The organism is Streptomyces sp. NPDC001744 (assembly GCF_042892575.1).
Classification (GTDB): domain Bacteria; phylum Actinomycetota; class Actinomycetes; order Streptomycetales; family Streptomycetaceae; genus Streptomyces.
The window spans coordinates 210,863-234,238 of record NZ_JBIAUG010000009.1; the positions used below are offsets into that span (position 1 = coordinate 210,863).

At 73.0% G+C, this 23,376-nt stretch carries 21 protein-coding genes and 2 tRNA genes; 21 read left to right on the plus strand and 2 right to left on the minus strand.

All coding sequences use genetic code 11. The features are described from left to right. The first annotated feature begins 62 nt into the window (after window positions 1-62). From ACFYZY_RS13910 to ACFYZY_RS13940, 7 genes are all read left to right on the plus strand, one after another. Window positions 63-1,043, plus strand: a complete 981-nt coding sequence (locus ACFYZY_RS13910; protein WP_388693152.1) for a glycosyltransferase family 2 protein — start codon at window positions 63-65, stop codon at window positions 1,041-1,043. A gap of 218 nt (window positions 1,044-1,261) precedes the next feature. Further along, entirely contained in the window at window positions 1,262-1,684 is a 423-nt protein-coding gene (locus ACFYZY_RS13915) for a GtrA family protein (RefSeq protein WP_388693225.1), read from the plus strand. 104 nt (window positions 1,685-1,788) lie between these two features. After that, window positions 1,789-2,892: a glutamate 5-kinase gene (proB, locus tag ACFYZY_RS13920; protein ID WP_388693227.1), complete on the plus strand. Its 1,104-nt coding sequence runs from the start codon at window positions 1,789-1,791 to the stop codon at window positions 2,890-2,892. Window positions 2,893-3,041: 149 nt separating this feature from the next. Beyond that, complete coding sequence (locus ACFYZY_RS13925; protein WP_388693153.1) at window positions 3,042-3,569, plus strand: hypothetical protein; 528 nt, start codon at window positions 3,042-3,044, stop codon at window positions 3,567-3,569. 118 nt (window positions 3,570-3,687) lie between these two features. Further along, entirely contained in the window at window positions 3,688-4,971 is a 1,284-nt protein-coding gene (locus ACFYZY_RS13930; protein WP_388693155.1) for a glutamate-5-semialdehyde dehydrogenase, read from the plus strand. A gap of 76 nt (window positions 4,972-5,047) precedes the next feature. Next, on the plus strand, window positions 5,048-5,599 hold the full coding sequence (locus ACFYZY_RS13935; protein WP_388693157.1) for a hypothetical protein: 552 nt from the start codon (window positions 5,048-5,050) through the stop codon (window positions 5,597-5,599). 150 nt (window positions 5,600-5,749) lie between these two features. Then, entirely contained in the window at window positions 5,750-6,832 is a 1,083-nt protein-coding gene (locus ACFYZY_RS13940) for a hypothetical protein (RefSeq protein WP_388693159.1), read from the plus strand. Here ACFYZY_RS13940 and ACFYZY_RS13945 read toward each other — a convergent pair. Further along, window positions 6,817-7,920, minus strand: coding sequence for a M48 family metallopeptidase (locus tag ACFYZY_RS13945; protein ID WP_388693161.1), 1,104 nt, complete (start codon window positions 7,918-7,920; stop codon window positions 6,817-6,819). The two genes, ACFYZY_RS13940 and ACFYZY_RS13945, sit on opposite strands and share 16 nt — an antisense overlap. Window positions 7,921-8,048: 128 nt before the next feature. Between ACFYZY_RS13945 and ACFYZY_RS13950 the strand changes: the two genes are divergently transcribed. The 8 genes from ACFYZY_RS13950 (at window position 8,049) to ACFYZY_RS13985 (ending at window position 12,862) form a co-directional block, all read left to right on the plus strand. Continuing rightward, window positions 8,049-8,267 carry a hypothetical protein gene (locus tag ACFYZY_RS13950; protein WP_388693232.1) on the plus strand — a complete coding sequence of 73 codons (219 nt, stop codon included), beginning with the start codon at window positions 8,049-8,051 and terminating at the stop codon, window positions 8,265-8,267. An 83-nt stretch (window positions 8,268-8,350) separates the two neighbouring features. Then, a complete protein-coding gene (locus ACFYZY_RS13955) occupies window positions 8,351-8,512 on the plus strand; it encodes a hypothetical protein (protein ID WP_185893249.1) in 162 nt (53 codons plus the stop codon). Window positions 8,513-8,563: 51 nt separating this feature from the next. Next, complete coding sequence (gene nadD / locus ACFYZY_RS13960; protein WP_388693163.1) at window positions 8,564-9,184, plus strand: nicotinate-nucleotide adenylyltransferase; 621 nt, start codon at window positions 8,564-8,566, stop codon at window positions 9,182-9,184. Between the two features lie 19 nt (window positions 9,185-9,203). Beyond that, complete coding sequence (locus ACFYZY_RS13965) at window positions 9,204-10,916, plus strand: LytR C-terminal domain-containing protein (protein WP_388693165.1); 1,713 nt, start codon at window positions 9,204-9,206, stop codon at window positions 10,914-10,916. A gap of 184 nt (window positions 10,917-11,100) precedes the next feature. Next, window positions 11,101-11,568: a ribosome silencing factor gene (gene rsfS / locus ACFYZY_RS13970; RefSeq protein ID WP_388693229.1), complete on the plus strand. Its 468-nt coding sequence runs from the start codon at window positions 11,101-11,103 to the stop codon at window positions 11,566-11,568. After that, window positions 11,565-12,218, plus strand: coding sequence for a histidine phosphatase family protein (locus ACFYZY_RS13975; RefSeq protein WP_388693230.1), 654 nt, complete (start codon window positions 11,565-11,567; stop codon window positions 12,216-12,218). The genes rsfS and ACFYZY_RS13975 overlap by 4 nt, the downstream gene beginning before the upstream one ends. Window positions 12,219-12,314: 96 nt before the next feature. Further along, window positions 12,315-12,387, plus strand: a tRNA-Ala gene (locus tag ACFYZY_RS13980). 241 nt (window positions 12,388-12,628) lie between these two features. Next, window positions 12,629-12,862, plus strand: coding sequence for a hypothetical protein (locus tag ACFYZY_RS13985; RefSeq protein ID WP_015033559.1), 234 nt, complete (start codon window positions 12,629-12,631; stop codon window positions 12,860-12,862). Here the strand turns inward: ACFYZY_RS13985 and ACFYZY_RS13990 are convergent. Further along, on the minus strand, window positions 12,841-14,187 hold the full coding sequence (locus ACFYZY_RS13990; protein WP_388693167.1) for a glycosyltransferase 87 family protein: 1,347 nt from the start codon (window positions 14,185-14,187) through the stop codon (window positions 12,841-12,843). The two genes, ACFYZY_RS13985 and ACFYZY_RS13990, sit on opposite strands and share 22 nt — an antisense overlap. Window positions 14,188-14,308: 121 nt before the next feature. On the opposite strand from ACFYZY_RS13990, the gene ACFYZY_RS13995 reads away from it, so the two are divergent. From ACFYZY_RS13995 to ACFYZY_RS14020, 6 genes are all read left to right on the plus strand, one after another. After that, window positions 14,309-14,381: transfer RNA gene (locus tag ACFYZY_RS13995), tRNA-Ala, on the plus strand. Between the two features lie 288 nt (window positions 14,382-14,669). Next, complete coding sequence (gene leuS / locus ACFYZY_RS14000) at window positions 14,670-17,540, plus strand: leucine--tRNA ligase (protein WP_388693169.1); 2,871 nt, start codon at window positions 14,670-14,672, stop codon at window positions 17,538-17,540. Window positions 17,541-17,687: 147 nt separating this feature from the next. Next, window positions 17,688-18,419, plus strand: coding sequence for a hypothetical protein (locus ACFYZY_RS14005; protein ID WP_388693170.1), 732 nt, complete (start codon window positions 17,688-17,690; stop codon window positions 18,417-18,419). A gap of 120 nt (window positions 18,420-18,539) precedes the next feature. Further along, window positions 18,540-19,385, plus strand: coding sequence for a DegV family protein (locus ACFYZY_RS14010; RefSeq protein WP_388693172.1), 846 nt, complete (start codon window positions 18,540-18,542; stop codon window positions 19,383-19,385). A 483-nt stretch (window positions 19,386-19,868) separates the two neighbouring features. Next, on the plus strand, window positions 19,869-20,600 hold the full coding sequence (locus ACFYZY_RS14015) for a ComEA family DNA-binding protein (protein ID WP_388693173.1): 732 nt from the start codon (window positions 19,869-19,871) through the stop codon (window positions 20,598-20,600). Continuing rightward, window positions 20,597-23,107 (plus strand): ComEC/Rec2 family competence protein, encoded by a 2,511-nt coding sequence (locus tag ACFYZY_RS14020; RefSeq protein WP_388693175.1) that lies wholly within the window; start codon window positions 20,597-20,599, stop codon window positions 23,105-23,107. The genes ACFYZY_RS14015 and ACFYZY_RS14020 overlap by 4 nt, the downstream gene beginning before the upstream one ends. The last annotated feature ends 269 nt before the right edge of the window (window positions 23,108-23,376 follow it).

A 23,376-nucleotide genomic window follows, 5' to 3' on the forward strand; every position in this document is an offset into this window, starting at 1 on the left:
AATGAGAGCCCGGTGGCGGCCCCTCAGAACGTGCTTGCCCATTCCTCTGGAGTGACCGTTCCATGATCAAACTTTCCGTCGTCGTCCCCTGCTTCAACGAGGAAGACGTCGTCGAGTTCTTCGACGCGCGGATGCGTCAGGTGCTCGACACCCTCCAGGTCGACTACGAGATCTGTTACGTGGACGACGGCAGCTCCGACGGAACGCTCGGCAAGCTCCGCGAGATCGCCACCCGGCACCCGGGCCACACGCAGTACGCCTCCTTCAGTCGCAACTTCGGCAAGGAGGCGGCCATGCTCGCGGGCCTGCGCAAGGCCGCCGGCGACGCCGTGGTGATCATGGACGCGGACCTCCAGCACCCGCCCGAGCTGCTCGGACGCATGCTGGACCTCTACCACCAGGGCCACGACCAGGTGATAGCGCGGCGCACCCGCGAGGGCGACAAGAAGATCCGCAGCGCCCTCAGCCGCACCTACTACCGGGCGGTCAACCGCTGGGTGGACGTGGAGATCATGGACGGCGTCGGGGACTTCCGCCTCCTCTCCCGTCCCGCCGTCGACGCCCTGCTCTCGCTCCCCGAGTACAACCGCTTCTCCAAGGGCCTCTTCTCCTGGATCGGCTTCGACGCCGTCACCTTCGACTACAAGAACGCCGCGCGCGAGGGCGGTGAGACGAAGTGGAAGTTCAGCTCCCTGGTCAACTACGGCATGGACGGGCTGATCTCCTTCAACAACCGTCCGCTGCGCATCGCCCTCTGGCTCGGCATGGTGCTGACCGGCCTCGCCGCCCTGTACGTGGTCTGGGTGGTCGTCAACGCCCTCACCCAGGGCGTCACCTCGCCCGGGTACGTCACCCTGGTCGCGATCATCGTGGGCCTCGGGGGCGTGCAGATGATGATGCTGGGCCTGATCGGGGAGTACATCGGCCGCATCTACTACGAGACGAAGCGCCGTCCGCACTTCCTCGTCAAGGAGACCCACCGCTCGCCCGCCCGTTCCGCCGTCGAGCGCACCCGTCTCGCCTCCACCGAGCGGGAGCACTGATGGGCACGGACCGCCGCGGGGAGGACGGTGCCGCGGAGCCGCACGGCACGGGCGGGGCGCCGTCCGGGGCCGCCGGGGCCGCCGGGGCGTCCGGTGCGGCCGGGGTGTCCGGGGCCGTCGGGACGGGCGGGGTGTCCGGAGCCGCCGGAGCGACCGGCGCGGCCGGGGCGACCGGTTCCGGCGGGCAGGCCGCCGCGCGGCGGGCACGGCTCGCGGAGATCTTCCGCTTCGGCCTGGTCGGCGGGGTCAACACCGGCACGTTCTTCGGGTGCTACCTGCTCCTCCACCCGTGGATGCCGTACTTCGCCGCGTACTCCCTCGCCTTCGTCCTCAGCATGATCGGCTCCTTCTTCCTCAACACCTACTTCACCTACCGCACCCGTCCCACCTGGAAGAAGTTCGCCCTCTTCCCCCTCACCAACGTCACCAACTACCTCGTCCAGAGCGTCGGTCTCTACGCGCTCGTCACCTGGGCCGGCATGGACGACCGGATCGCGCCACTCGCGGCGGCCGTCGTCGCGATCCCCTTCACCTACCTGATCTCCCAGCGCATCCTGGTGCCGCGCGGCACCGGCCAGGACCCCGCCGGGACCGGTCCGGAGAGCGAAACGGACGAGCGGCAGCCCTCCCGGCTCGCGTAGATTGCCCGGCAGCCGCGGCGCGGAGCGCGTGGCGGGACGGGCGAGCGAGGACGGCACGGGTGACGACGCAGGTGACGGGTCAGACGGACAGGTCGAGGCAGTACGTGACGGAGGCCCGCAGGATCGTCGTCAAGGTCGGGTCCTCCTCGCTCACCACGGCCTCCGGAGGTCTCGACGCCGACCGGGTCGACGCCCTCGTCGACGTGCTCGCCAGGGTGCGCGACGGCGGCGAGAAGGAGATCGTCCTCGTCTCCTCCGGCGCCATCGCCGCCGGCCTCGCCCCGCTCGGCCTCACCCGCCGCCCCAAGGACCTCGCCCGCCAGCAGGCCGCCGCCAGCGTCGGCCAGGGCCTCCTCGTCGCCCGCTACACCGCCTCCTTCGCCCGCTACGGCGTCCGCGTCGGCCAGGTCCTCCTCACCACCGACGACACCAGCCGGCGCGCCCACTACCGCAACGCGTACCGGACCCTCGACCAGCTCCTCACCATGGGTGCGCTGCCGGTCGTCAACGAGAACGACACCGTGGCCACGGACGAGATCCGCTTCGGCGACAACGACCGGCTCGCCGCCCTCGTCGCCCACCTCGTCCGCGCCGACCTGCTCGTGCTGCTCTCGGACGTCGACGGACTCTACGACGGCGACCCCTCCAAGCCCGGTACGTCGAGGATCGCGCAGGTCACCGGCCCCTCGGACATCGCCCACGTCGAGATCGGCTCCGCGGGCAAGGCGGGCGTCGGCACCGGCGGCATGGTCACCAAGGTCGAGGCGGCCCGGATCGCCGCCGCCGCCGGCATCCCCGTCGTCCTCACCTCCGCCAGCCGTGCCGCCGACGCCCTCGCCGGCCGGGACACCGGCACGTACTTCCACCGCACCGGCCGCCGCTCCGCCGACCGGCTCCTCTGGCTCGCCCACGCCTCCACCCCGCAGGGCTCCCTCACCCTGGACGACGGGGCCGTCCGTGCCGTGGTCGAGGGGAAGAAGTCCCTGCTCGCGGCCGGCGTCGTGGCCGCCGAGGGGGACTTCGTGGCCGGTGACCCCGTCGAACTGCGCGACACCGCCGGCCGGGCCGTCGCCCGCGGCCTCGTCAACTTCGACGCCAAGGAGATCCCCCGGATGCTCGGCCGCTCCACCCACGAGCTCGCCGGGGAGCTGGGACCCGAGTACGAACGCGAGGTCGTGCACCGCGACGGCCTCGTCGTCATCCGCTGAGCCCCCGTGCCGAAACGGCCGAAACCACGGCCGTCCGGAAGGGACGTTCCCCAAAACCGCCCCACGCGCCGCCTCGGACTGGTCAACTTTGTCCCGGGGGTACGAGCAAGGCGGGTACAGCACCGCACGCATCACACAGGAGGCCGCCGGTGAGACGAGCGCGCCCTGGGGCACCGCCCCGCGGGACTGCCGAACGCGCCCTGACCAGTGTCGAGGCCGGAGCCGACTTCGACGAGGCACGGGACGGGTCCACGGACAGGAGGACCGGGTCCACCACCGACCCGCACGAGGCACGCGAGACGCACGAGGCACGCGCCGGGGAACGGCAGCGGCCCGTGTCCAGGCTCTGGCACATCACGCTCAGCGTGTCGGGCGTGGAGTCGCCGCTGAAGGAGGTGCGACGCGGGCTCGAACAGCTGGCCCACGACCACCCCTTCCTGCTGACCAGCCGTTACGCCGGTGATCACGCGGAGATCCGGTACTGGGAGGAGGCCCGCGACCTGCACGACGCGGCGGCCGTCGCCCTGCGCCTGTGGGGCGAGCACCGGCAGACGGCCAAGCTGCCGCCGTGGGAGATCGTGGGCCTGGAGGTCATCGACCGCGAGACCTACCACCAGCGGATCGCGGAGGGCTACGGCCCGCCGCCCGCCGCCCCGGTCGGCGTCCACCCGTACTGAGGGACGGGCCCGCCGCCCGGAGCGGGTCTCAGGGGCGGGGCGCGCCGCCCGGCCGGGGCACGTCTCGGAGTGCGGGATACGGGAGGGATGTCCGCGGGGGTGCCAGTACCCTGCGGACATGACCTCGCTCATGCCCCTCGACAACCTCTCCCCGGTCGTCCGGGCCGCCTACCGGGCCCGTGGCGCCGCCGCCGAAATCGCGCCACTCCCGCGCGCGGCCAAGGACGACGCCCTGCTGGCGATCGCGGACGCCCTCGACGTGCGCACCGCCGAGATCGTCGAGGCCAACGCCGTGGACATCGCCAGGGCCCGGGAGGCCGGGACCAGCGAGGCCGTCATCGACCGGCTCACCCTCACCCCGGAGCGCGTCCGGGCCATCGCCGCCGACGTCCGCGACGTGGCCGCGCTGCCCGACCCCGTCGGCGAGGTCGTCCGCGGCTCCACCCTCCCCAACGGGATCGACCTGCGCCAGGTCCGCGTCCCCCTCGGCGTCGTCGGCATCATCTACGAGGCCCGCCCCAACGTCACCGTCGACGCCGCCGCCCTCTGCCTCAAGTCCGGCAACGCCGTCCTCCTCCGCGGCTCCTCCTCCGCGTACGCCTCCAACAGCGCCCTGGTGACCGTCCTGCGCGACGCCGTCGGGGGCGCCGGACTGCCCGCCGACGCGATCCAGCTCGTCCCCGGCGAGTCCCGCGAGTCGGTCCGCGAACTGATGCGCGCCCGCGGCCTGGTCGACGTCCTCGTCCCGCGCGGCGGTGCCTCCCTCATCCGGACCGTGGTCGAGGAGTCCACCGTCCCGGTCATCGAGACCGGCACCGGCAACTGCCACGTCTACGTCGACGCCGAGACCGACCTCGACATGGCCGTCGACATCCTGATCAACTCCAAGGCCCAGCGGGTCAGCGTCTGCAACGCCGCCGAGACCCTCCTCGTCCACCAGGACGTCGCCGAGGCGTTCCTCCCCAGGGCCCTCGACGCCCTCGCCGAGGCCGGCGTCACCGTCCACGCCGACGAGCGGGTCCTCGCCCTCGCCGAGGGCTCCCGGGCCACCGTCGTCCCGGCCACGCCCGAGGACTGGGAGACCGAGTACCTCTCGTACGACATCGCCGCCGCCGTCGTCGACTCCCTCGACAAGGCCGTGGAGCACATCCGGATGTGGTCCTCCGGCCACACCGAGGCGATCGTCACCACCTCGCAGGCCGCGGCCCGCCGCTTCACCCAACTGGTCGACTCCACCACGGTGACCGTGAACGCCTCCACCCGGTTCACCGACGGCGGTCAGTTCGGCTTCGGCGCCGAGATCGGTATCTCCACCCAGAAGCTGCACGCCCGGGGCCCCATGGGGCTCCCCGAGCTGACCTCGACCAAGTACATCGTCACCGGCGACGGCCACGTGCGGTAGCACCTTTCTCCGTCACGGGCGGGGAGGGTTCGCACTCTCCCTGCCCTCGACCCCCTTCCGGGTCTACCCTGGATCCGTGCCGGACGACGTGGGGGGCAGGCCGTTCCAGAACGGCGGGGACCCCGAGGACTCTGTCGACCGCGGAGGCGCCGACGAGGTCCACGCCGCCGTGGTCTTCGACGAGGAGTTCGTACGGGCCGCCCCCGTGCACGAACCGTCCGCGGTCGAACGGCTCCTGGCCGCGGCCCAGGCCCGCGCCGAGGCCGAGGCGGCCCGTGCCCGCGCCGGCGGACCGGCCGACGACGACCTCCACGGGGGCGACCCCGACCTCCCGGGCCCCGTCTACGAGCCCGACGACATCGGCGACGACGACAGCCCCTACGGCCGCCACGGCGGAGCCCTGCGCCCCTACCGGGGCCGTGCGCGCTGGCACCGCCCCGTCGCCTGGGTCCTCGCTCTCGTCATGGGGGTCGGCATGGTCGCCCTCGCCTTCAGCGCCGTCTACCGGGGCGCCGCGGCCAACCGCCAGGACCGTGTCCCGTCGCCGGCCACCACCGGCGTCGACGCCCCGAGCCCGGCCCCGCCCGCGGCCCGCGCGCCCGCCGTACGCTCCGCGTCCCCCGAATAGCCCCCGGCGGTCCTCCGGATCCGCACCGCGTCCCGCCGCCCGGCCACCTCCGTGTCTTCGCCGCGTCCCCGCACCCTCATGGCGGAATTCTTCCGAATCTGTCGTGTACCTGGGCGTTTACCGAAGGCCCGGCGGACCTACCCTGAAGGTATGGCAGGGCGTGGCGACCCGCCCGAAGGGACGCCCGAGGGGTTCCCCGGCGGTGGTGAGGACGAGTACCGGTCCGTCGTCTTCGACGAGGAGTTCGTCCGCGCTGCCCGCCTCCAGGAGTCCTCCGCCCGCGAACGGCTGGAAGGGCACGCCCAGGCCGTCCGCAGCCTCCCCTCCCGGGAGAGGAGGAGCGGCCCCCGCCAGGCGGGCCTGCTGGTCCTGCTCGTCCTCCTCGCCTTCGGCACCGCCGTCTACCTGGGCATCCGCAACCCGTACCTGCCTCCGGCGGACCAGCGCGCCGAGCCCCTGCGGACCACCGTGGTCCCGCTCGCCCCCCGGAACCCCGTCCCGGGCGGCGAGCCCGCCCGGCTCTTCGCCCGCAGCCCGGCCGCCCACCACCGCGCCGGGGCCGCCGGCATCGACCTGCCCGTCACGGGACGCACCCCCCACTTCGCCGAGAGCCAGGTCGTCACCGCCCTCGCCATCGCCAAGGACTACCTGGTGGCCTCCTCCCTGGAGCCCGGCGTCCTGTCCGGAGCCACCGTGCGCCCCCCGCGCCTGCTGCTCGACCCCGACCAGTGGGAACAGTTCGACCGGAGCGTCGAGGCGCCCGCCGACGACGGCCGGCACGCCCTCGCCGCCTGGCTCGTCCGCTTCGACCCGCGCCGGGTCGCCCTCGCGGCCCCCGAGGTCCGGGTGCGGGGCGCCCTGCGCTTCGAGGAGGTCGGCCCCGACACCCTGGACGTCACGGCGGACCACACGTACACCTACGCCCTCCGCCCGGCCACCGGGAACGCCGGACCGGCCGCCGCGTCCCTCTTCACCGTCCACCGGGCGATGCGCTTCCGCTTCGACCGCGAGGACCTGCGGACGCACCGCACCGAGCTGCTGATCAGCACCGTGGAGGCCGGACCGCAGGCGTGCGGCCCGGACGCCACGGGCTCCCTGAGGCCGCTCCTGGCGGGAGCGGAGGCGCCGGGGGCGGGCGAGGGGCCGGCGGTCACCGACCCGTACGCCACGGCCCGGCCCGCCGCTCCGCCGCTGTGCGGGGCGCTGGCGCCGAACGCTCAGCCCTCGCCCTGACCGTCCGCGCCGCCGGCCTTCGGGGAGTCCTTCCCCCCGTCCGCCTTCGGAGCGCCCTGGCCGCCGAACCGGTTGCGCAGCCGCCCGCCGAGGTCGCCCGCCAGGTCACCGGCGCCGCCGGCTATGTCCCCGACCAGCTTGAACAGCGGGTCCTTGCTGGTCCGTACGGTCTCGGCGTAGTGCCCGGCCGACTCGCGGAAGGAGTCCGTGACCGAGGTGTCCTTGTCCTCGGACCGCTTCGGGTAGTGGCCGTCCATGATCCGCTGGTAGTCGCGGCTCTCCGACCACTTCTTCAGCTCCGCCGCCCGGACGGCGGTGAAGGGGTGCGAGCGCGGCAGCACGTTGAGAATCTTCAGGACCGAGTCCCGCAGGTCACCGGCCTTCTCGTACTCGTCGGCCTGGGCGAGGAACGCGTCCACGTTCATCTCGTGCAGGTGGTTGCCGCCGGCGACCTTCATCAGACCGCGCATCGAGGCCCGCACGTCCTGTCCCACGAGGAGCCCGGCCCGGTCGGCGGAGAGCTCCGACTTGCGGAACCACTCGCGCAGCGCCGTCACGACGGCCGTGATCGCGACCGTCCCCAGCGGAATCCAGGCGATCTTGAGCGCCAGGCTGGTGAGGAACAGCAGGACCGTGCGGTACACCGCGTGCCCGGAGAGGGCGTGACCGACCTCGTGACCGACGACGGCCCGCATCTCCTCCTCGTCGAGGAGTTCCACGAGACCGGTGGTCAGCACGATGATCGGCTCGTCCAGACCGATGCACATCGCCTGGGGCTTCGGGTCCTGCGTCACGTACATCTGCGGGACCTTCTCCAGGTCCAGGATGTAACAGGCGTCCCGCAGCATCTCGTTGAGGTGACTGAACTGCGCGTCGCTCACCCGGACGGAGTCCGAGAGGTAGAGAAGTCGCAGGCTGCGTTCCGGCAGCAGCCCGCTGAGCGCCTTGAAGGCCGTGTCGAAGCCGCTGAGCTTGCGCAGCGCCACCAGCGCCGAGCGGTCGGCCGGGTGCTCGTAGGCCCGCGAGGAGATGCCGGGGAACCGCTTCCGCTGCCTGCTCGGCGTGCTCCCCTGGACGTTCTCGGTCATGGATGCCCCCTGTTCGTACGAGTCGGTGCTCGTCCCCCTGACTGCGCCCAGCCTAGGCGTTGGCGTTACCGTGTGCCGAAGCCTGTGGATAACTCGGGCGCCGAGGACGAACGAAGGGCACGACCGACATGCCGGACACCATCGCCACCGCCCTGCTCGCCGTGGGGGAGGGCCCGGGCGACACGCTCCGGATCGTGCTGCTCGTCTCGATCGTGGGCGGCGCCCTGCTCGCCTGGTTCCTGCTGCGCGGATACCGCGACGACGCCGCCGGCACCGTCGACGGAACGGGCGGCGGCCGGGCGGCGGACGGCACGGACGGCAACACCGAGCGCGACGCCAACGCCTGAGTCGGCGTGAGCACGCCGGGACGGCCCGCATACGATGTGCGCGAAGTCTCCGCTCCCGCCCCCGATCGATAGGTCTGCCGAAGATGAGCCTCCACAGCACCGCCGCCCACCTGGTCACCCTCGCCGAAGGGGCCGAGCACGGCGGCAACCACGAAAGCCTCAGCCCCTACCTCACCGGCTTCGGCGCCTTCGGTGCCCTGCTTCTGCTGCTGTGGATCACCACCCGCTTCAACCGCGACCGCTGAACCGACACCGCCGATCCGGCGGCCGCCGCCGTGCCAGTAGGCTCTGCACGCATGGGAGAGCAGGAAGTGCCTACTGGCGGGCGCGGGAAGCGCCGACTCGGCGTGATGGGCGGAACCTTCGACCCGATCCACCACGGACACCTGGTGGCGGCCAGCGAGGTCGCCGCCCTGTTCCATCTGGACGAAGTGGTGTTCGTGCCGACCGGGGAGCCGTGGCAGAAGAGCCACAAGGCCGTGTCCGCGGCCGAGGACCGCTATCTGATGACGGTCATCGCCACGGCCTCCAACCCGCAGTTCTCGGTCAGCCGGATCGACATCGACCGCGGCGGCGCGACCTACACCATCGACACCCTCAGGGACCTGAGCTCCCTCAACGGTGACGCGGACCTCTTCTTCATCACCGGGGCCGACGCGCTGGCGCAGATCCTCACCTGGCGCGACGCCGAGGAGCTCTTCTCGCTCGCCCACTTCATCGGCGTCACCCGTCCGGGCCACGACCTCACCGACGACGGGCTCCCCAAGGGCGGGGTCTCACTCGTCGAGGTTCCCGCGCTCGCGATCTCCTCCACCGACTGCCGGGCGAGAGTCGCCCAGGGCGACCCCGTCTGGTATCTGGTCCCGGACGGCGTGGTGCGCTACATCGACAAGCGCCAGCTGTACCGCGACCAGTGAGCTTCGGGGAGGGGGACCGGTGAACGACCAGCAGCACCCGTACGACCCGTACCATCCGCAGCCGCAGATCATCGGCTACGACGAGTACGGGCAGCCGGTGTACCAGCAGCCGCAGCGGCGGGCGCCCGAGCGGCACCACGACCCGTACGGCGACCGGCAGCAGCAGGCGTACGACGACCGGCAGCAGCAGCCGCAGCAGGCGTACGGCTACGACCCGTACGCCCAGCAGCCGTCGCAGGAGACCTGGCAGCCGCCGTACGACCCGTACGCCCAGCAGGGTTACGCCCACCCCTCCCACGACACCGGGCAGCAGTGGGCCGCCCCGTTCCCGTCGCAGTCCCCGCCCGAGCCCGTCCGGGCCGTTCCGGCGGCTCCCGAACCGCCGGCCGCGCCCGTCGCCGCCCCGCCCGGGGTCCCCGGCCAGCGCCCCGCCTCCGAGCGCTCCGCCGCGCCCCGGAGGGACGACGACCGCGAGTACCGCACCGAGCAGTTCTCGTTCATCGAGGAGCCCGACGAGGACTCCGAGGACGTCATCGACTGGCTCAAGTTCACCGAGAGCCGTTCGGAACGGCGCGAGGAGGCCAGACGGCGCGGCCGCAACCGGCTCGTCGCGCTCGTCGTCGCGCTCGTGCTCGCCCTCGCCGGCGGCGTCGGCTACCTGTGGTCCGCGGGCATGCTCCCCGGAACGTCCGCCCCGGAGGAGAAGGGGACCGCCGCGGGCGGCCCCCAGAAGCGCGACGCGATCGTCGTCCACCTCCACGACACCACCGGCGGCGGGACCTCCACCGCCCTGCTCGTGGAGAACGGGACCACCCGCCAGGGCACCACGGTCCTGCTCCCGAACTCCCTCGTCGTCGCCGACGGCGAGGGCTCCCCGACCACCCTCGGCAAGTCGGTCGAGGAGGACGGGTCCAGCGGCACCCGGGAGGCGATCGACAACCTCCTCGGCACCCGGATCACCGGAACCTGGCGCCTGGACACCCCGTACCTGGAGAACCTCGTCGAGATCGTCGGCGGCATCGAGACCGACACCGACACCGACGTGCCCGCTCCCAAGAAGGGCGGCGAGCCGCTCGTCAGGAAGGGCGAGAAGCAGACGCTGAACGGCCGTGCCGCCGTCGCCTACGCCACCCACCGGGCCCCCGGCGAGACCGGGGCCGAGCAGCTCCGGCGGTTCGGCCAGGTCCTGTACGGGGTGCTGCGGAAGATCTCCGGCGACCCCGAGGCCGCCACCGTCACCATCGGGACCCTCCAGCAGATCCTCGACCCCTCGCTCCCGGAGAAGGACCTCGGCGCCTCCCTGGCCAAGCTCGCCGAGCACGCCAAGGTCGGCGCCTACAAGACGGCCCTGCTCCCGGTGGAGCAGGACGGCGCGCTCTCCGAGGGCGCGGGCGACACCCTGGTGAAGGACGTCCTCGGCGGCAAGGTCAGCGCCCCGGAGACGGGCGGGGTGCCCCGGGTCTCGGTGCGGGACGGATCGGGCGGGAAGGCGGCCGAGGCCGCCCGGATCGCCCTGGTCAACGGCGGCTACGCCTTCGTGGGGGCCACCGGCGCGCCGGCGCGGGAGAAGTCCCAGGTCCTCTACGGCGACGACGCCCGGAAGGCGACGGCGGCCGAGGTGGCCAGGACGCTGGGTCTGCCCGCCGGCTCCGTCCAGAAGGGCAGCCCGACCGGGACGGCCGCGGTCACCGTGGTCCTGGGCCGGGACTACGAGGCCCCGGGAGCCCGGTAGGGCGTGTTCTCCGGAGGTCCCGTCCGCCCCTCGGGCGGCCGGGCCGCTTCCGGAACGCGCCCCGGGACCGCCCCGGTCGCGCCCCGGCGGGGCGGTCCCGGCGGCGCTCCGGAAAAGGCAGACGGCGGTGTCGGCGGTCCGTGAGACCCTGGAGGGGTACTGGACCGCCGACGAAAGCCTGCTTGTGACCGCTACGGACCGTTCCATCGAGCTCGTCAAGACCGCCGCCCAGGCGGCCGCCGACCGGCTCGCGCACGACATCATCGCGTACGACGTCAGCGACGTGCTGTCGATCACCGACGCCTTCCTGCTCGCCTCCGCACCCAACGACCGCCAGGTCAAGTCGATCGTCGACGAGATCGAGGAGCGGCTGCTCAAGGAGCTGGGCGCCAAGCCGGTCCGCCGCGAGGGCGACCGCGACGCGCGCTGGATCCTGCTGGACTACGTCGACATCGTCGTCCACGTCCAGCACAGCGAGGAGCGGGTCTTCTACGCCCTGGAGCGGCTGTGGAAGGACTGCCCCGAGCTGGAGCTGCCCGAGGACGCCCTGAAGACCCGGGGCAAGGGCGCCGAGCACGCCGCCCTGACCGGCGTCGACACCGCGGACCACGCCTCCGGGCTCCCGGACGGAGCGGACGGTGAGCTGAGCTGAGCACCACCGGGGGCGGCAGTGGCCGCCGCATCGTCCTCTGGCGCCACGGCCAGACCGCCTGGAACCTGGAGCGCCGCTTCCAGGGCTCGACCGACATCGAGCTGACGGAGACCGGCGTCGCCCAGGCGCGCCGGGCCGCACGGCTGCTCACCGCGCTCGAACCGGACGCCATCGTGGCCTCCGACCTGAAGCGGGCGGCGGCCACCGCCGCCGAGCTCGCCGCCCTCACCGGCCTCGACGTCGCCCACGACGCCGCCCTGCGCGAGACGTACGCGGGGGAGTGGCAGGGACTGACCCACGAGGAGATCGTGGCGCGGTACGGCGAGCAGTACGCCGCGTGGAAGCGCGGCGAGCCCGTGCGCCGGGGCGGCGGCGAGCTGGAGACCGAGGTGGCCGACCGGGCCGCCCCGGTGGTCCTGGAGCACGCCGACAAGCTCCCGGAGAACGGCACGCTCGTGGTGGTCAGCCACGGCGGCACCATCCGCACCACCATCGGCCGGCTCCTGGGCCTGGAGTCCCGGCACTGGGAGAGCCTGGGCGGGCTCTCCAACTGCTGCTGGTCCATCCTCGGCGAGGGCGCGCGCGGCTGGCGCCTGACGGAGCACAACGCCGGCACGCTGCCCACACCGGTCCTCGGCGACGACGACTGAGCTCCCGCGACCGGCCCGCCGGACCCGGATTTCACTTTCCGGCAGGTCACAGGCTAGAGTTCTTCTTGTTCGCAGCGCGGAGCGCGAAGAACACGAGGGGCTATAGCTCAGTTGGTAGAGCGCCTGCATGGCATGCAGGAGGTCAGGAGTTCAATTCTCCTTAGCTCCACGGTCACCGGATCCCGTCCCCATCAGGGGGCGGGATTCGTCGTTCCCCCGTCCTTCCCGCCCCGCGGCCCCGTCGCCGGGGGGTTCTCGTGCCAAGTCCGCCGACCCCCTTGCGGGGCCATGGCAGAATCGGACGGCCGGAGGGGGACGAAGATCCGGACGGGAGGGTGACCCACGTGCTCGGCGACAACGGCAGGGTGTCCTGTGGGTGCACGACCTGCGGCCACAGCTGGAGCTGACTGATGGGTGCACACAGGCGGAAGTGCGACTGGTGCGGCAGCGGCACGCCCATCGTGCGCGACATGGACCCCGTCAACCCCGGTTTCCAGTACTGGTGCGAGGAGTGCGCACGGGCGCTGATCATAAAAGGCGACCCGATCGAGACGTACCGGGAGCTGGAGGGGGAGCCGATCTACGGCCGGCTCCTCGACGAGCACTGCACCCTCAAGCGGTTCTACTCCTTCGCCACGGCCTGACGCCGGTCTTCCGGAAGGCTCCGCTCCCCGGCCGCGGATCGGCTCCCGTTCTCCGGAAGATCCCGTTCCCCGGTCACGGCCCGGCGCCCGTTCTCCGGAAGGCCCCGCTCCTTGGTCACGGCCCGGTGCCGCCGCGTCAGCACGTACCCCAGCAGCAGCGCCGTCGCCGTCAGCGGATAGACGGCGGAGAGCAGCATCTGCCCCGCGTTCTGGTCCAGTTCGGGGCGGCCCGGGTCGTGCGGGACCCACCACAGCGCGAACGACGCGAACACCAGGGCCACGGTCCCCGTCACCGCCCACGCGCGCGTGGAGCGGTCCGCGAGCAGGATCAGCAGCGGCACGCACCAGACCCAGTGGTGGGACCACGAGATCGGGCTGATCATCAGGGCGGTGAAGGCGCAGACGACCACCGCCACGGCCTTGTCGCCGCGCAGCGCGGCCCGTACGGCCACCACCATGGCCGCGCCGCCGAGGACGGCCGCCGTCACCGCCCACCACGTGCCCGGGTCGTCGGTGTGCATCAGCCGCGCCAGGACGCCCCGGATCGACTGGTTGGCGGTCTCCTCGGCGAAACCGACCCGGCCGGTCTCGAACAGGGTCTCCGTCCAGAACTTCTTCGAGTCCGCGGGCAGGACGAGCGCCACGGCCAGCGTCGTCCCGAGGAACACCCCGGTCGCCGTCGCCGCCGTGCGCAGCCACCGGTTCCAGGAGCGGTCCCGGCGCCACAGCAGCAGGCCGGCGACGAGCAGCAGGACCACGAAGAGTCCCGGTGTGAGCTTCACCGCGGTGGCCAGGCCGATGCCGAGACCGGCCCAGCGGCTGCTCTCGCGCCGCGTCAGGTCCCAGAGCACCGCCACCGCTATGAGCAGGTTGATCTGTCCGTACCGCAGCGTCGTCCACACCGGCTCGCACCAGACCACGGCCGCGGCGATCCAGAGTGTCGTACGCCACAGGGCCGGGCGGGACAGCGACGGGCGGACCAGTTGGACCGACAGCTGGACCAGGGCGACCACCAGGAGCAGGTTCCCCGCGGTGGCGAGCGTCCGCATCAGCGGGACGCCCACCAGGGTCAGCGGGACGAACAGCAGGGCCGCGAAGGGCGGATAGGTCATGCCCAGGTTGGCCGAGGTGGCGCGCATCGCGTACAGGTCGCCGCCGGCCCGGACCGTTTCCCCCTCCGCCCGGTAGACCATCACGTCGAGCATGTTCACGTGGGCGAGGCGTTGCGCCACCCAGAAGGCCGTGAGCGAGAGCAGGCAGACCGCGGCGGCGGTGACCAGGGGCCACGGCCGGGCGCGGGTTTTCGAGAGCGGGGAGACGGACACAGTCGGCGACCCTACCCGGAGGGCCGGAAGGGCCCCGGGAATCGATTTGGAGATCTGCCGGGGAGCCGGTTAATGTTCTGTCTGTCGCCGCGAGGGAAACCGACACGGAGACGGAAAGCAAGGGGCTATAGCTCAGTTGGTAGAGCGCCTGCATGGCATGCAGGAGGTCAGGAGTTCAATTCTCCTTAGCTCCACAGGAACTCCACGGAAGGCTCGTGGAGGGGAGAGCGGGTCACCCGGATCGGGTGGCCCGCTTTCTCGCGTCCCGGTCCCGGAACGCCGGTGCGGCCCGCTCGGGCGCTGCGGTACCCTGGCGCCATGCGTGCCGTACGCCTCCTGCTTACCGAGCCGCGCTGACCAGTCCCGACGGGTGACAGACATTTCGTCGGAGTCGGCGCGGCATCCCCTCCTGTGCGAGGGGATTTTTCATTTCGGGCAGTCAGTGGCCGTGGGCAGAGACGATCGATGGAGCTTCAAGGACCATGACCGAGATCAATACGGCCGCCGAGACGGCGGCCCCGCATCGCTACACGGCGGCCATGGCCGCCGACATCGAGGCACGCTGGCAGGACTTCTGGGACGCCGAGGGCACGTACGAGGCTCCCAACCCCACCGGTGACCTGGCGGGCGACCCGGCGGTCGCCGCCCGGCCCAAGAAGTTCATCATGGACATGTTCCCGTACCCCTCGGGCGCGGGACTGCACGTCGGACACCCGCTGGGCTACATCGCGACGGACGTCTTCGCCCGCCACGCGCGCATGTCCGGCCACAACGTGCTGCACACCCTGGGCTTCGACGCCTTCGGCCTGCCGGCCGAGCAGTACGCCGTGCAGACGGGCACGCACCCGCGCGTGTCCACCGAGGCCAACATGGAGAACATGAAGGTCCAGCTGCGCCGGCTGGGCCTGGGCCACGACAAGCGCCGGTCGTTCGCGACGATCGACCCGGAGTACTACAAGTGGACCCAGTGGATCTTCCTGCAGATCTTCAACTCCTGGTACGACGACGAGGCCGGCAGGGCTCGCCCGATCGCCGAGCTGGTCGAGCAGTTCGAGAACGGCACGCGTGAGGTTCCCGGCTCCACGCGCGCGTGGAGCGAGCTGAGCGCCGCCGAGCGCTCCGACGTCCTGGGCGGGTACCGCCTGGCGTACGCCTCCGACGCGCCCGTCAACTGGTGCCCCGGCCTGGGCACCGTCCTGGCCAACGAGGAGGTCACCGCCGACGGACGCTCCGAGCGCGGCAACTTCCCCGTCTTCAAGTCCAAGCTGCGCCAGTGGAACATGCGGATCACCGCCTACGCGGACCGCCTGCTCGACGACCTGGACGCGCTGGACTGGCCCGAGGCCATCAAGCTGCAGCAGCGGAACTGGATCGGCCGCTCCGAGGGCGCCCGCGTCGACTTCCGGGTCGGCGACGCCGGCGCCATCACCGTCTTCACCACCCGCCAGGACACCCTGTTCGGCGCCACCTACATGGTCCTGGCGCCCGAGCACGAGCTGGTCGAGAAGATCGTCCCGGCCGCCTGGCCCGAAGGCACCCACGACGTGTGGACCGGTGGTCACGCCACCCCGGCCGAGGCCGTCGACGCCTACCGCAAGCAGGCCGCCTCCAAGTCCGACGTCGAGCGCCAGGCCGAGGCCAAGGACAAGACCGGCGTCTTCACCGGCGCGTACGCGACCAACCCGGTCAGCGGCGAGCGGGTCCCGGTCTTCATCGCCGACTACGTCCTGATGGGCTACGGCACCGGTGCCATCATGGCCGTCCCGGCGCACGACAGCCGCGACTTCGCCTTCGCGCGCGCCTTCGAGCTGCCGATGCGCTGCGTCGTCGAGCCCTCGGACGACCGCGGCACCGACCCCTCCACCTGGGACGACGCCTTCGCCTCCTACGAGGCGAAGCTGGTCAACTCGGCCAACGGCGAGATCTCTCTGGACGGCCTGGGCGTCGTGGAGGCCAAGGCCAGGATCACCGCCTGGCTGGCCGACCGGGGCATCGGCGAGGGCACGGTCAACTTCCGGCTGCGCGACTGGCTGTTCAGCCGCCAGCGGTACTGGGGCGAGCCCTTCCCGATCGTCTACGACGAGGACGGCGTCGCCCACTCGCTGCCCGAGTCGATGCTGCCGCTGGAGCTGCCGGAGGTCGAGGACTACTCGCCGCGCACCTTCGACCCGGACGACGCGGACACCCGTCCGGAGACCCCGCTCTCCCGCAACGAGGACTGGGTGAACGTCACCCTGGACCTGGGCGACGGCCCCAAGAAGTACCGCCGCGAGACCAACACCATGCCCAACTGGGCCGGTTCCTGCTGGTACGAGCTGCGCTACCTGGACCCGCACAACTCCGAGAAGCTGGTCGACCCGGCCGTCGAGCAGTACTGGATGGGCCCGCGCGAGGGCATGCCGACCGGCGGTGTGGACCTGTACGTCGGCGGCGCCGAGCACGCCGTGCTCCACCTGCTGTACGCGCGCTTCTGGTCCAAGGTCCTGTTCGACCTGGGCCACATCTCCTCGGCCGAGCCCTTCCACAAGCTGTACAACCAGGGCATGATCCAGGCGTTCGTCTACCGGGACGCGCGCGGGATCGCCGTTACGGCGGCCGAGGTCGAGGAGCGCGACGGCGGCTTCTGGTACCAGGGCGAGAAGGTCTCCCGCGTCCTGGGCAAGATGGGCAAGTCCCTGAAGAACGCCGTGACGCCGGACGAGATCTGCGCCGAGTACGGCGCCGACACCCTGCGCCTGTACGAGATGGCGATGGGCCCGCTGGACGTGTCCCGCCCCTGGGACACGCGCGCGGTGGTCGGCCAGTACCGGCTGCTCCAGCGGCTGTGGCGCAACATCGTCGACGAGTCGACCGGCGAGGTCACCGTCGTGGACGCCGCGCCCGACGAGGACACGCTGCGCGCCCTGCACAAGGCGATCGACGGCGTCGCGCAGGACATGGCCGCGATGCGCTTCAACACCGCCATCGCCAAGATCACCGAGCTGAACAACCACCTGACCAAGTCCGGCGGCGCGGTCTCCCGGACCGTCGCCGAACAGCTGGTCCTGCTGGTCGCCCCGCTGGCGCCGCACATCGCCGAGGAGCTGTGGCGCAGGCTGGGCCACACCGAGTCGGTCGTCCACCAGGACTTCCCGGTGGCCGACCCGGCGTACGTCGTGGACGAGACCGTGACCTGCGTCGTGCAGATCAAGGGCAAGGTCAAGGCCCGTCTGGAGGTCTCCCCGTCGATCACGGACGCGGAGCTGGAGACGCTGGCGCTGGCCGACCCGCACGTGGTCGCCGCGCTGGGCGGCGCCGAGATCCGCAAGGTGATCGTGCGCGCGCCGAAGCTGGTCAACATCGTCGCCGGTTAGCGGCGCGCGGCCGGTGAGCGGCCGCGCATGGGGGGTTTCCCCTACGGGCAGGTTGGGGGTTCCGAGGGAACCCGCGGCCTGCCCGTTCCGTTTACCGTGGAGGAACCACAGCCGTGTGGTGAGTCGACCGATGCCGGAGGGGCGCCCATGGAAGCCACGATTGTCACGATCATGGCCCTGCTCTTCTTGTCCTTCCTGGTGCTCGGGGTGTACGCCGCCGTGAAGGTGACCAAGGCCGCCAAGCGCGGTGTCGACCGCACCCTGGACCAGGCCCGGCGCACGGTGGAGGACACCACGCTGCGGGCCAAGAGCTTCGGGCAGGCGGGGACCGCCGGGGAGCTGGCCCGGCTGCGGCTCTCGCTGCGCACCTCGATGCGCGCCACGCAGGAAGCGCTTCAGGCGGGAGTCGGGCAGGACGCCTCGCTGAAGGAGTCCCTCGACCTGTTCCACCGGCTCAGCGCGCACGGGCTCGAACTGGACGCGGACCTCAAGCGTCTGGAGCGGGAGCCCGACCGGGCATGGGTGGCCGGACAGCTTCCCGAACTCGTCGCGCGGACCGAGCGGATCACGGGTTCGGCCGACGCGCTGCGCCGCGCCGCCCGCGACCGGGCCGTGCGGTTCGCCGAGGACGACCTGTCGGCGCTCAGCGCCCAGATCGACGTCGAGGCCGGGGCCCTGCGCCACTGGACCACGTCGGGGACCGCGCCGGAGGCCGGTGCGGAGGAGCGGAAGAGTTCTGCCGGGGCCGCCGGGAACGCCGGGACCGCCGGCCGGGCGGGGTCCGGGGCCGGGAGCGGGCCGTCCGCGATCACGGGGCCCGATCCCCGGTTGACCGCCCACCCCTGGGAGAAGTCGGCCCGCCCGGAGACCACCACCTGACGGAACGGCCGCGTAGGGGTCGCCCGCCGGGTGATCACGCGGAGAACCGGCCGGACGCGCACCGGCGCCCGCCGGGGGCCGAAGTGCCGCGGGGCGGCCCCGGCGGGTAACCTCCCGGTCATGTCCCGGCATGTCGCGATCGTCACCGATTCCACGGCCTATCTGCCACGCCAGACGAGGGAGCGGCACGCCATCACCACGGTCCCGCTGACCGTCGTCATCGGCGACCGCGCCCTTGAGGAGGGCACCGAGATCTCGGCCCAGGCACTCGCCGAGGCCCTCCAGAAACGACGGTCCGTCACCACCTCGCGCCCGAGCCCCGAGGTCTTCGCCGAGGCATACCGGGAAGCGGCCGAGGCCGGCGCGCGGGGCGTCGTCTCGCTCCACCTGTCCGCCGAGGTCTCCGGAACCCACGACGCCGCCGTACTCGCGGCGAGGGACGCACCCGTACCGGTACGGGTGGTGGACACCCGCATGGTCGGGATGGCCCTGGGCTTCTGTGCCCTGGCCGCGGCACGGACCGCGGAGGCCGGCGGCTCGCTCGACGAGGCGGTCGCGGCGGCCGAGAAGCGTGCGGCGGGAACCTCCGCCTACTTCTACGTCGACACCCTGGACTACCTGCGCAAGGGCGGCCGCATCGGTGCCGCGCAGGCGCTGCTCGGCTCCGCGCTCGCGGTGAAGCCCCTCCTCGAACTCGACGACGGGCGGATCGAGCTGCGGGAGAAGGTGCGGACGGCCTCGAAGGCCATCGCACGCCTGGAGGAGATCGCGGTGGAGCGGGCGGGGAGCGGGGCGGTGGACATCGCCGTGCACCACCTGTCCGCGCCGGAGAGGGCCGCCACGCTCGCGGACCGGCTCAGGGAACGCGTGCCGGGCCTCGAGGGCTTCCACGTCAGCGAGGTGGGCGCGGTCATCGGCGCCCACACGGGGCCCGGGCTCCTCGCGGTCGTCGTCTCGCCGTGCTGAGGCGTTCGGTCACCCGTGGGGGTGACGGAGTTCTCCACAACGGAGCCCCTGTCCACGGACCGTGATCGAGCCCGGCACGGGGCTTCCGCGCTCCCTACCGTCACGGGCATGACGCTTCGTACACGCATCGCATCCGACACATCGACCCCCTTCGGGACCACGACCGGGGCGCTTCCCGGCTCCGGGAGCACGGCCGTCTTCGAGGGCGGGGGTACGGCCGCCCCGGCCCCGGAGGCCGTGAGGAGGACCGGCGGGGATGTACGACGGCGGGGGGACGCACTCTTTCCGCCGACGCCGACGCCGACGCCGACGCCGACGCCGACGCCGACGCCGATGCCGGAACCGGAACCGGCGGCAGGGACGGGGACAGGGGCGGAGAGGTCCGGGCCGTCGGCCGACGCGGGTGCGCCCGCACCACGGGGAGGGGGTTCTCCGCGAAGGGCGCGGGGACGGCCGGCGGCGGGGTTCCGCGACCGGCTCCCGGTGTGGGCGCAGACCCGGTGCGGCCTCGAACCGAGGACGCTGGCCGCGCTGACGGTGGTCCTGCTGGCGGCGGTGGGCCTCGCGGGCGGGTACTTCTGGACGGGGCGGCCGGAGCCGGTGCGTGCTCCCGAGGTCGTCCGTGCCGCCCCCGCGACGGCCGTACCCGTCGCGCGGACCGGGACGGAGCCGAGGCCCGAACCGGGAGCGGCGCTCGCGCCACCCGTCCTCGCCGACGCCACCGGGGCGTCCGGGAGCGGCGGAACGGCCGGGGCTTCCGGGGGTGCCGGGGTCTCCGGGGCGAAGGTCGTCGTCGACGTCGGCGGCAGGGTGCGCAGGCCGGGGGTCCTCACCCTGCCCGCGGGCTCGCGGGTGGCGGACGCCCTGCGCGCGGCGGGCGGGGTGGAACCCGGCGCCGACCTCACCGGGGTCAACCGGGCCCGTGTCCTGTCGGACGGCGAGCAGGTCCTGGTGGGCGTGCCGGGCGCGGGGGCGGGCGGTCCCGTCCCGGGGGCCGACGGGACCGGTGGAGGAGGGCCGGGGGTCCCGGTGAGCCTCAACACGGCGACGGTGGAACAGCTCGACACCCTCCCGGGCGTCGGGCCGGTCCTCGCCCGGCACATCGTCGCCCACCGCACGCAGCACGGCGGTTTCCGTTCGGTGGGCGAGCTGCGGGAGGTCAACGGCATCGGTGAGCGCCGGTTCGCCGACCTCGAACCGCTGGTCCGGCCGTGAAACGGGACGGGGAGGCGGGGGAGGAACCGGCGACGGGGGAACCGCGGCGGCGGGAGGGACCGGCCGACCTGCGGCTCGTTCCCCTCGCGGGGGCCGCCTGGGCGGCGGCGGCCTGCGCCGTGGGCCTTGCCGGGTGGTGGACGGCGGCCGGGGTCACCGTCTGCGCGCTGGGAGCGGCGGTCCTGCTGGCGCGGGGCCCGTTCCGGCGGCGAGGGGACCCGGACGGTGTTCGGGGCGTGGACGGGAGGGCCGCGTCCGGGCGGCGGCTGCGGGCCACCGCGTGGGCGGGACTCCTGCTGTGCGCCGCGGCCGGGGGCGCCTCGGCGGGGCTGCACGCGGCGGACCTGCGGCGCGGTCCCGTACCGGCCCTGGCCGAGGAGTACGCGCGGGCACGACTGGAAGTGACGGTGGCCTCCGACCCACGGCTCACCCGGCCCAAGGTGCGGGGCGACACGACGGTTCCGGTCTCGATCGTCCTGGACGGCGAGGTGACCCGGGTCGAGCGCCCGGACGGTTCGGTCCACCGGACCCGGACCCCGGTCCGCCTGCTCGTGACGGCGGGGGAGAGCCGGGAGGAATGGCTGCGGCTCCTGCCCTCCACACGGCTGCGGACCGACGCCCGGCTCGCACCGCCGATGAACCCGGGGGAGCCGTTCGCGGCGGTGCTCAGGATCGGCGGAACGGAACCGCCCCGGATCGTCGGGCGGCCGAACGCCCTGCAACGAACGGCGGGAGACCTGCGCGCGGGACTGCGGAGGGCGACCGAAGGGCTCGCGCCGGACGCGCGGGCGCTGCTGCCCGGCCTGGTGGTGGGGGACACCTCGCGGATCGGCCCCGACCTGCGGGACGCCTTCGAGGCAACCGACCTCACGCACCTTCTGGCGGTGTCCGGCAGCAACCTGACCATCGTGCTGCTCCTGTTGATCGGGCGTCCCGGTCGAGCGCATCGGGCGGAACGGGGCGGACTCGCGCCCCGCCTCGGTCTGTCGCTGCGGGTGACCGCGACGGCGGGAGGGTGTCTGACGCTCGCCTTCGTGGTCGTCTGCCGGCCCGATCCGAGCGTGCTGCGCGCCGCGGCCTGCGGTCTTGTCGCGCTGCTCGCGATCGGCACCGGCCGCCGGAGATCGCTGATTCCCGCACTGTCCGCCGCCGTCCTCGTCCTGGTGCTCTACGATCCGTGGCTCGCGCGGAGTTACGGTTTCCTCCTCTCGGTCCTGGCCACGGGGGCGCTGCTGACCGTCGCGCCCCGGTGGAGCGACGCGCTGCGGCGGCGCAAGGTGCCCGGCCGGCTCGCGGAGGCGCTGGCCGCGGCCCTGGCGGCACAGGCGGTGTGCGCACCGGTCGTGGCGGTCTTCGCCGCCCGGGTCAGCCTGGTCGCGGTTCCGGCCAACCTCCTCGCCGAACTCGCGGTGGCGCCCGCGACGGTGCTCGGGTTCGCCGCGCTGGGACTGGCGCCGCTCTGGACGCCGGGTGCGGAGGGCCTGGCGTGGCTGGCGGGGTGGCCGGCCGGGTGGATCGCGCGGGTGGCGCGCACCGGAGGGGCGCTGCCGGGGGCGGAGCTGGCCTGGCCCGACGGGTGGTGGGGCGGGCTGGTTCTCGCGCTGCTCACCGCGGCCGTGGTCCTCGGGGCGCGCAGGCTGCCGTACCGGGGCGCGATCGGCGGCCTCGCCGCCGTTCTGCTCCTGCTCGCCGTGGTCCGCCCGGCGCCGCTGACCCGGTGGGCCACCGGATGGCCGCCGCCGGGCTGGGTGTTCGCGATGTGCCAGGTGGGGCAGGGGGACGCGACCGTGCTCGCGGCGGGCGAGGACTCCGCCGTCGTGGTGGACGCGGGTCCCGATCCCGTACCGGTGGACCGTTGCCTGCGTGAACTCGGCGTGAGACGCGTGCCGTTGTTGGTGCTCACCCACTTCCACGCGGACCACGTGACCGGGCTGCCGGGCGTGCTGCGGGGGCGGTCGGTGGGCGCGATCCAGACCACCGGGCTCGAAGAGCCGCCCGCGCAGGCCGCGTTCGTGCGGCGGACGGCGGCCGCCGCCGGTGTGCCGCTGGTCCGCGCCGAGCCGGGGGAGCTGCGGAGGGCCGGGGGCCTGGAGTGGCGGGTGCTCTGGCCCCCGGCGGACGGCGGGGGACTCTTCGAGGGGCCCAACGACGCCAGCGTCGTGCTGCTCGTCCGTACCGCCGGGGGACTGAGCCTGTTGCTCCTCGGGGACCTGGAGCCACCGGCGCAGCGGGCGCTGTCGCGGCTCCGTCCGGAGCTGGCCCCGGTGGACGTGCTCAAGGTGGCCCACCACGGGTCCGCGCATCAGGACCCGGGACTGATACGGGCCGTGCGGCCCAGGCTCGCGCTGGTCTCAGTGGGGCGGGACAACCCGTACGGACATCCTTCGTCCCGGACGGTGGAGGCGCTGCGGGACGGTGGGGCGCGGGTGCTGCGGACCGATCGGGACGGGGCGGTCGCGGTGGTGGAGGAGGGGCGGTCGCTCGTGGCCGTACCCGGGGGCGGGTGAGGAGGGCGGCCGGGTGGGTCCGCCGGGGTCCGCGCGAGTCCGTCGGTGTCGCGGCCGGGTGCCGGTTCGACGGCCGGGTGCCGGTGTCACCGGACCTCGCCCGGCTTTCCCGCCCGCCGTACGGAGCCGGTGCCTCGATGGCTCTTTCCGCTCGTCGCGCGGAGCCGGTCCCTCGATCGGTCTTCCACCCGTCGCGCGGAGCCGGTCTCTCAATTCGGACCCTCGGTAACACTTGCCGACACTTGCCCCGTTTGCCTCGAACAGGTCAA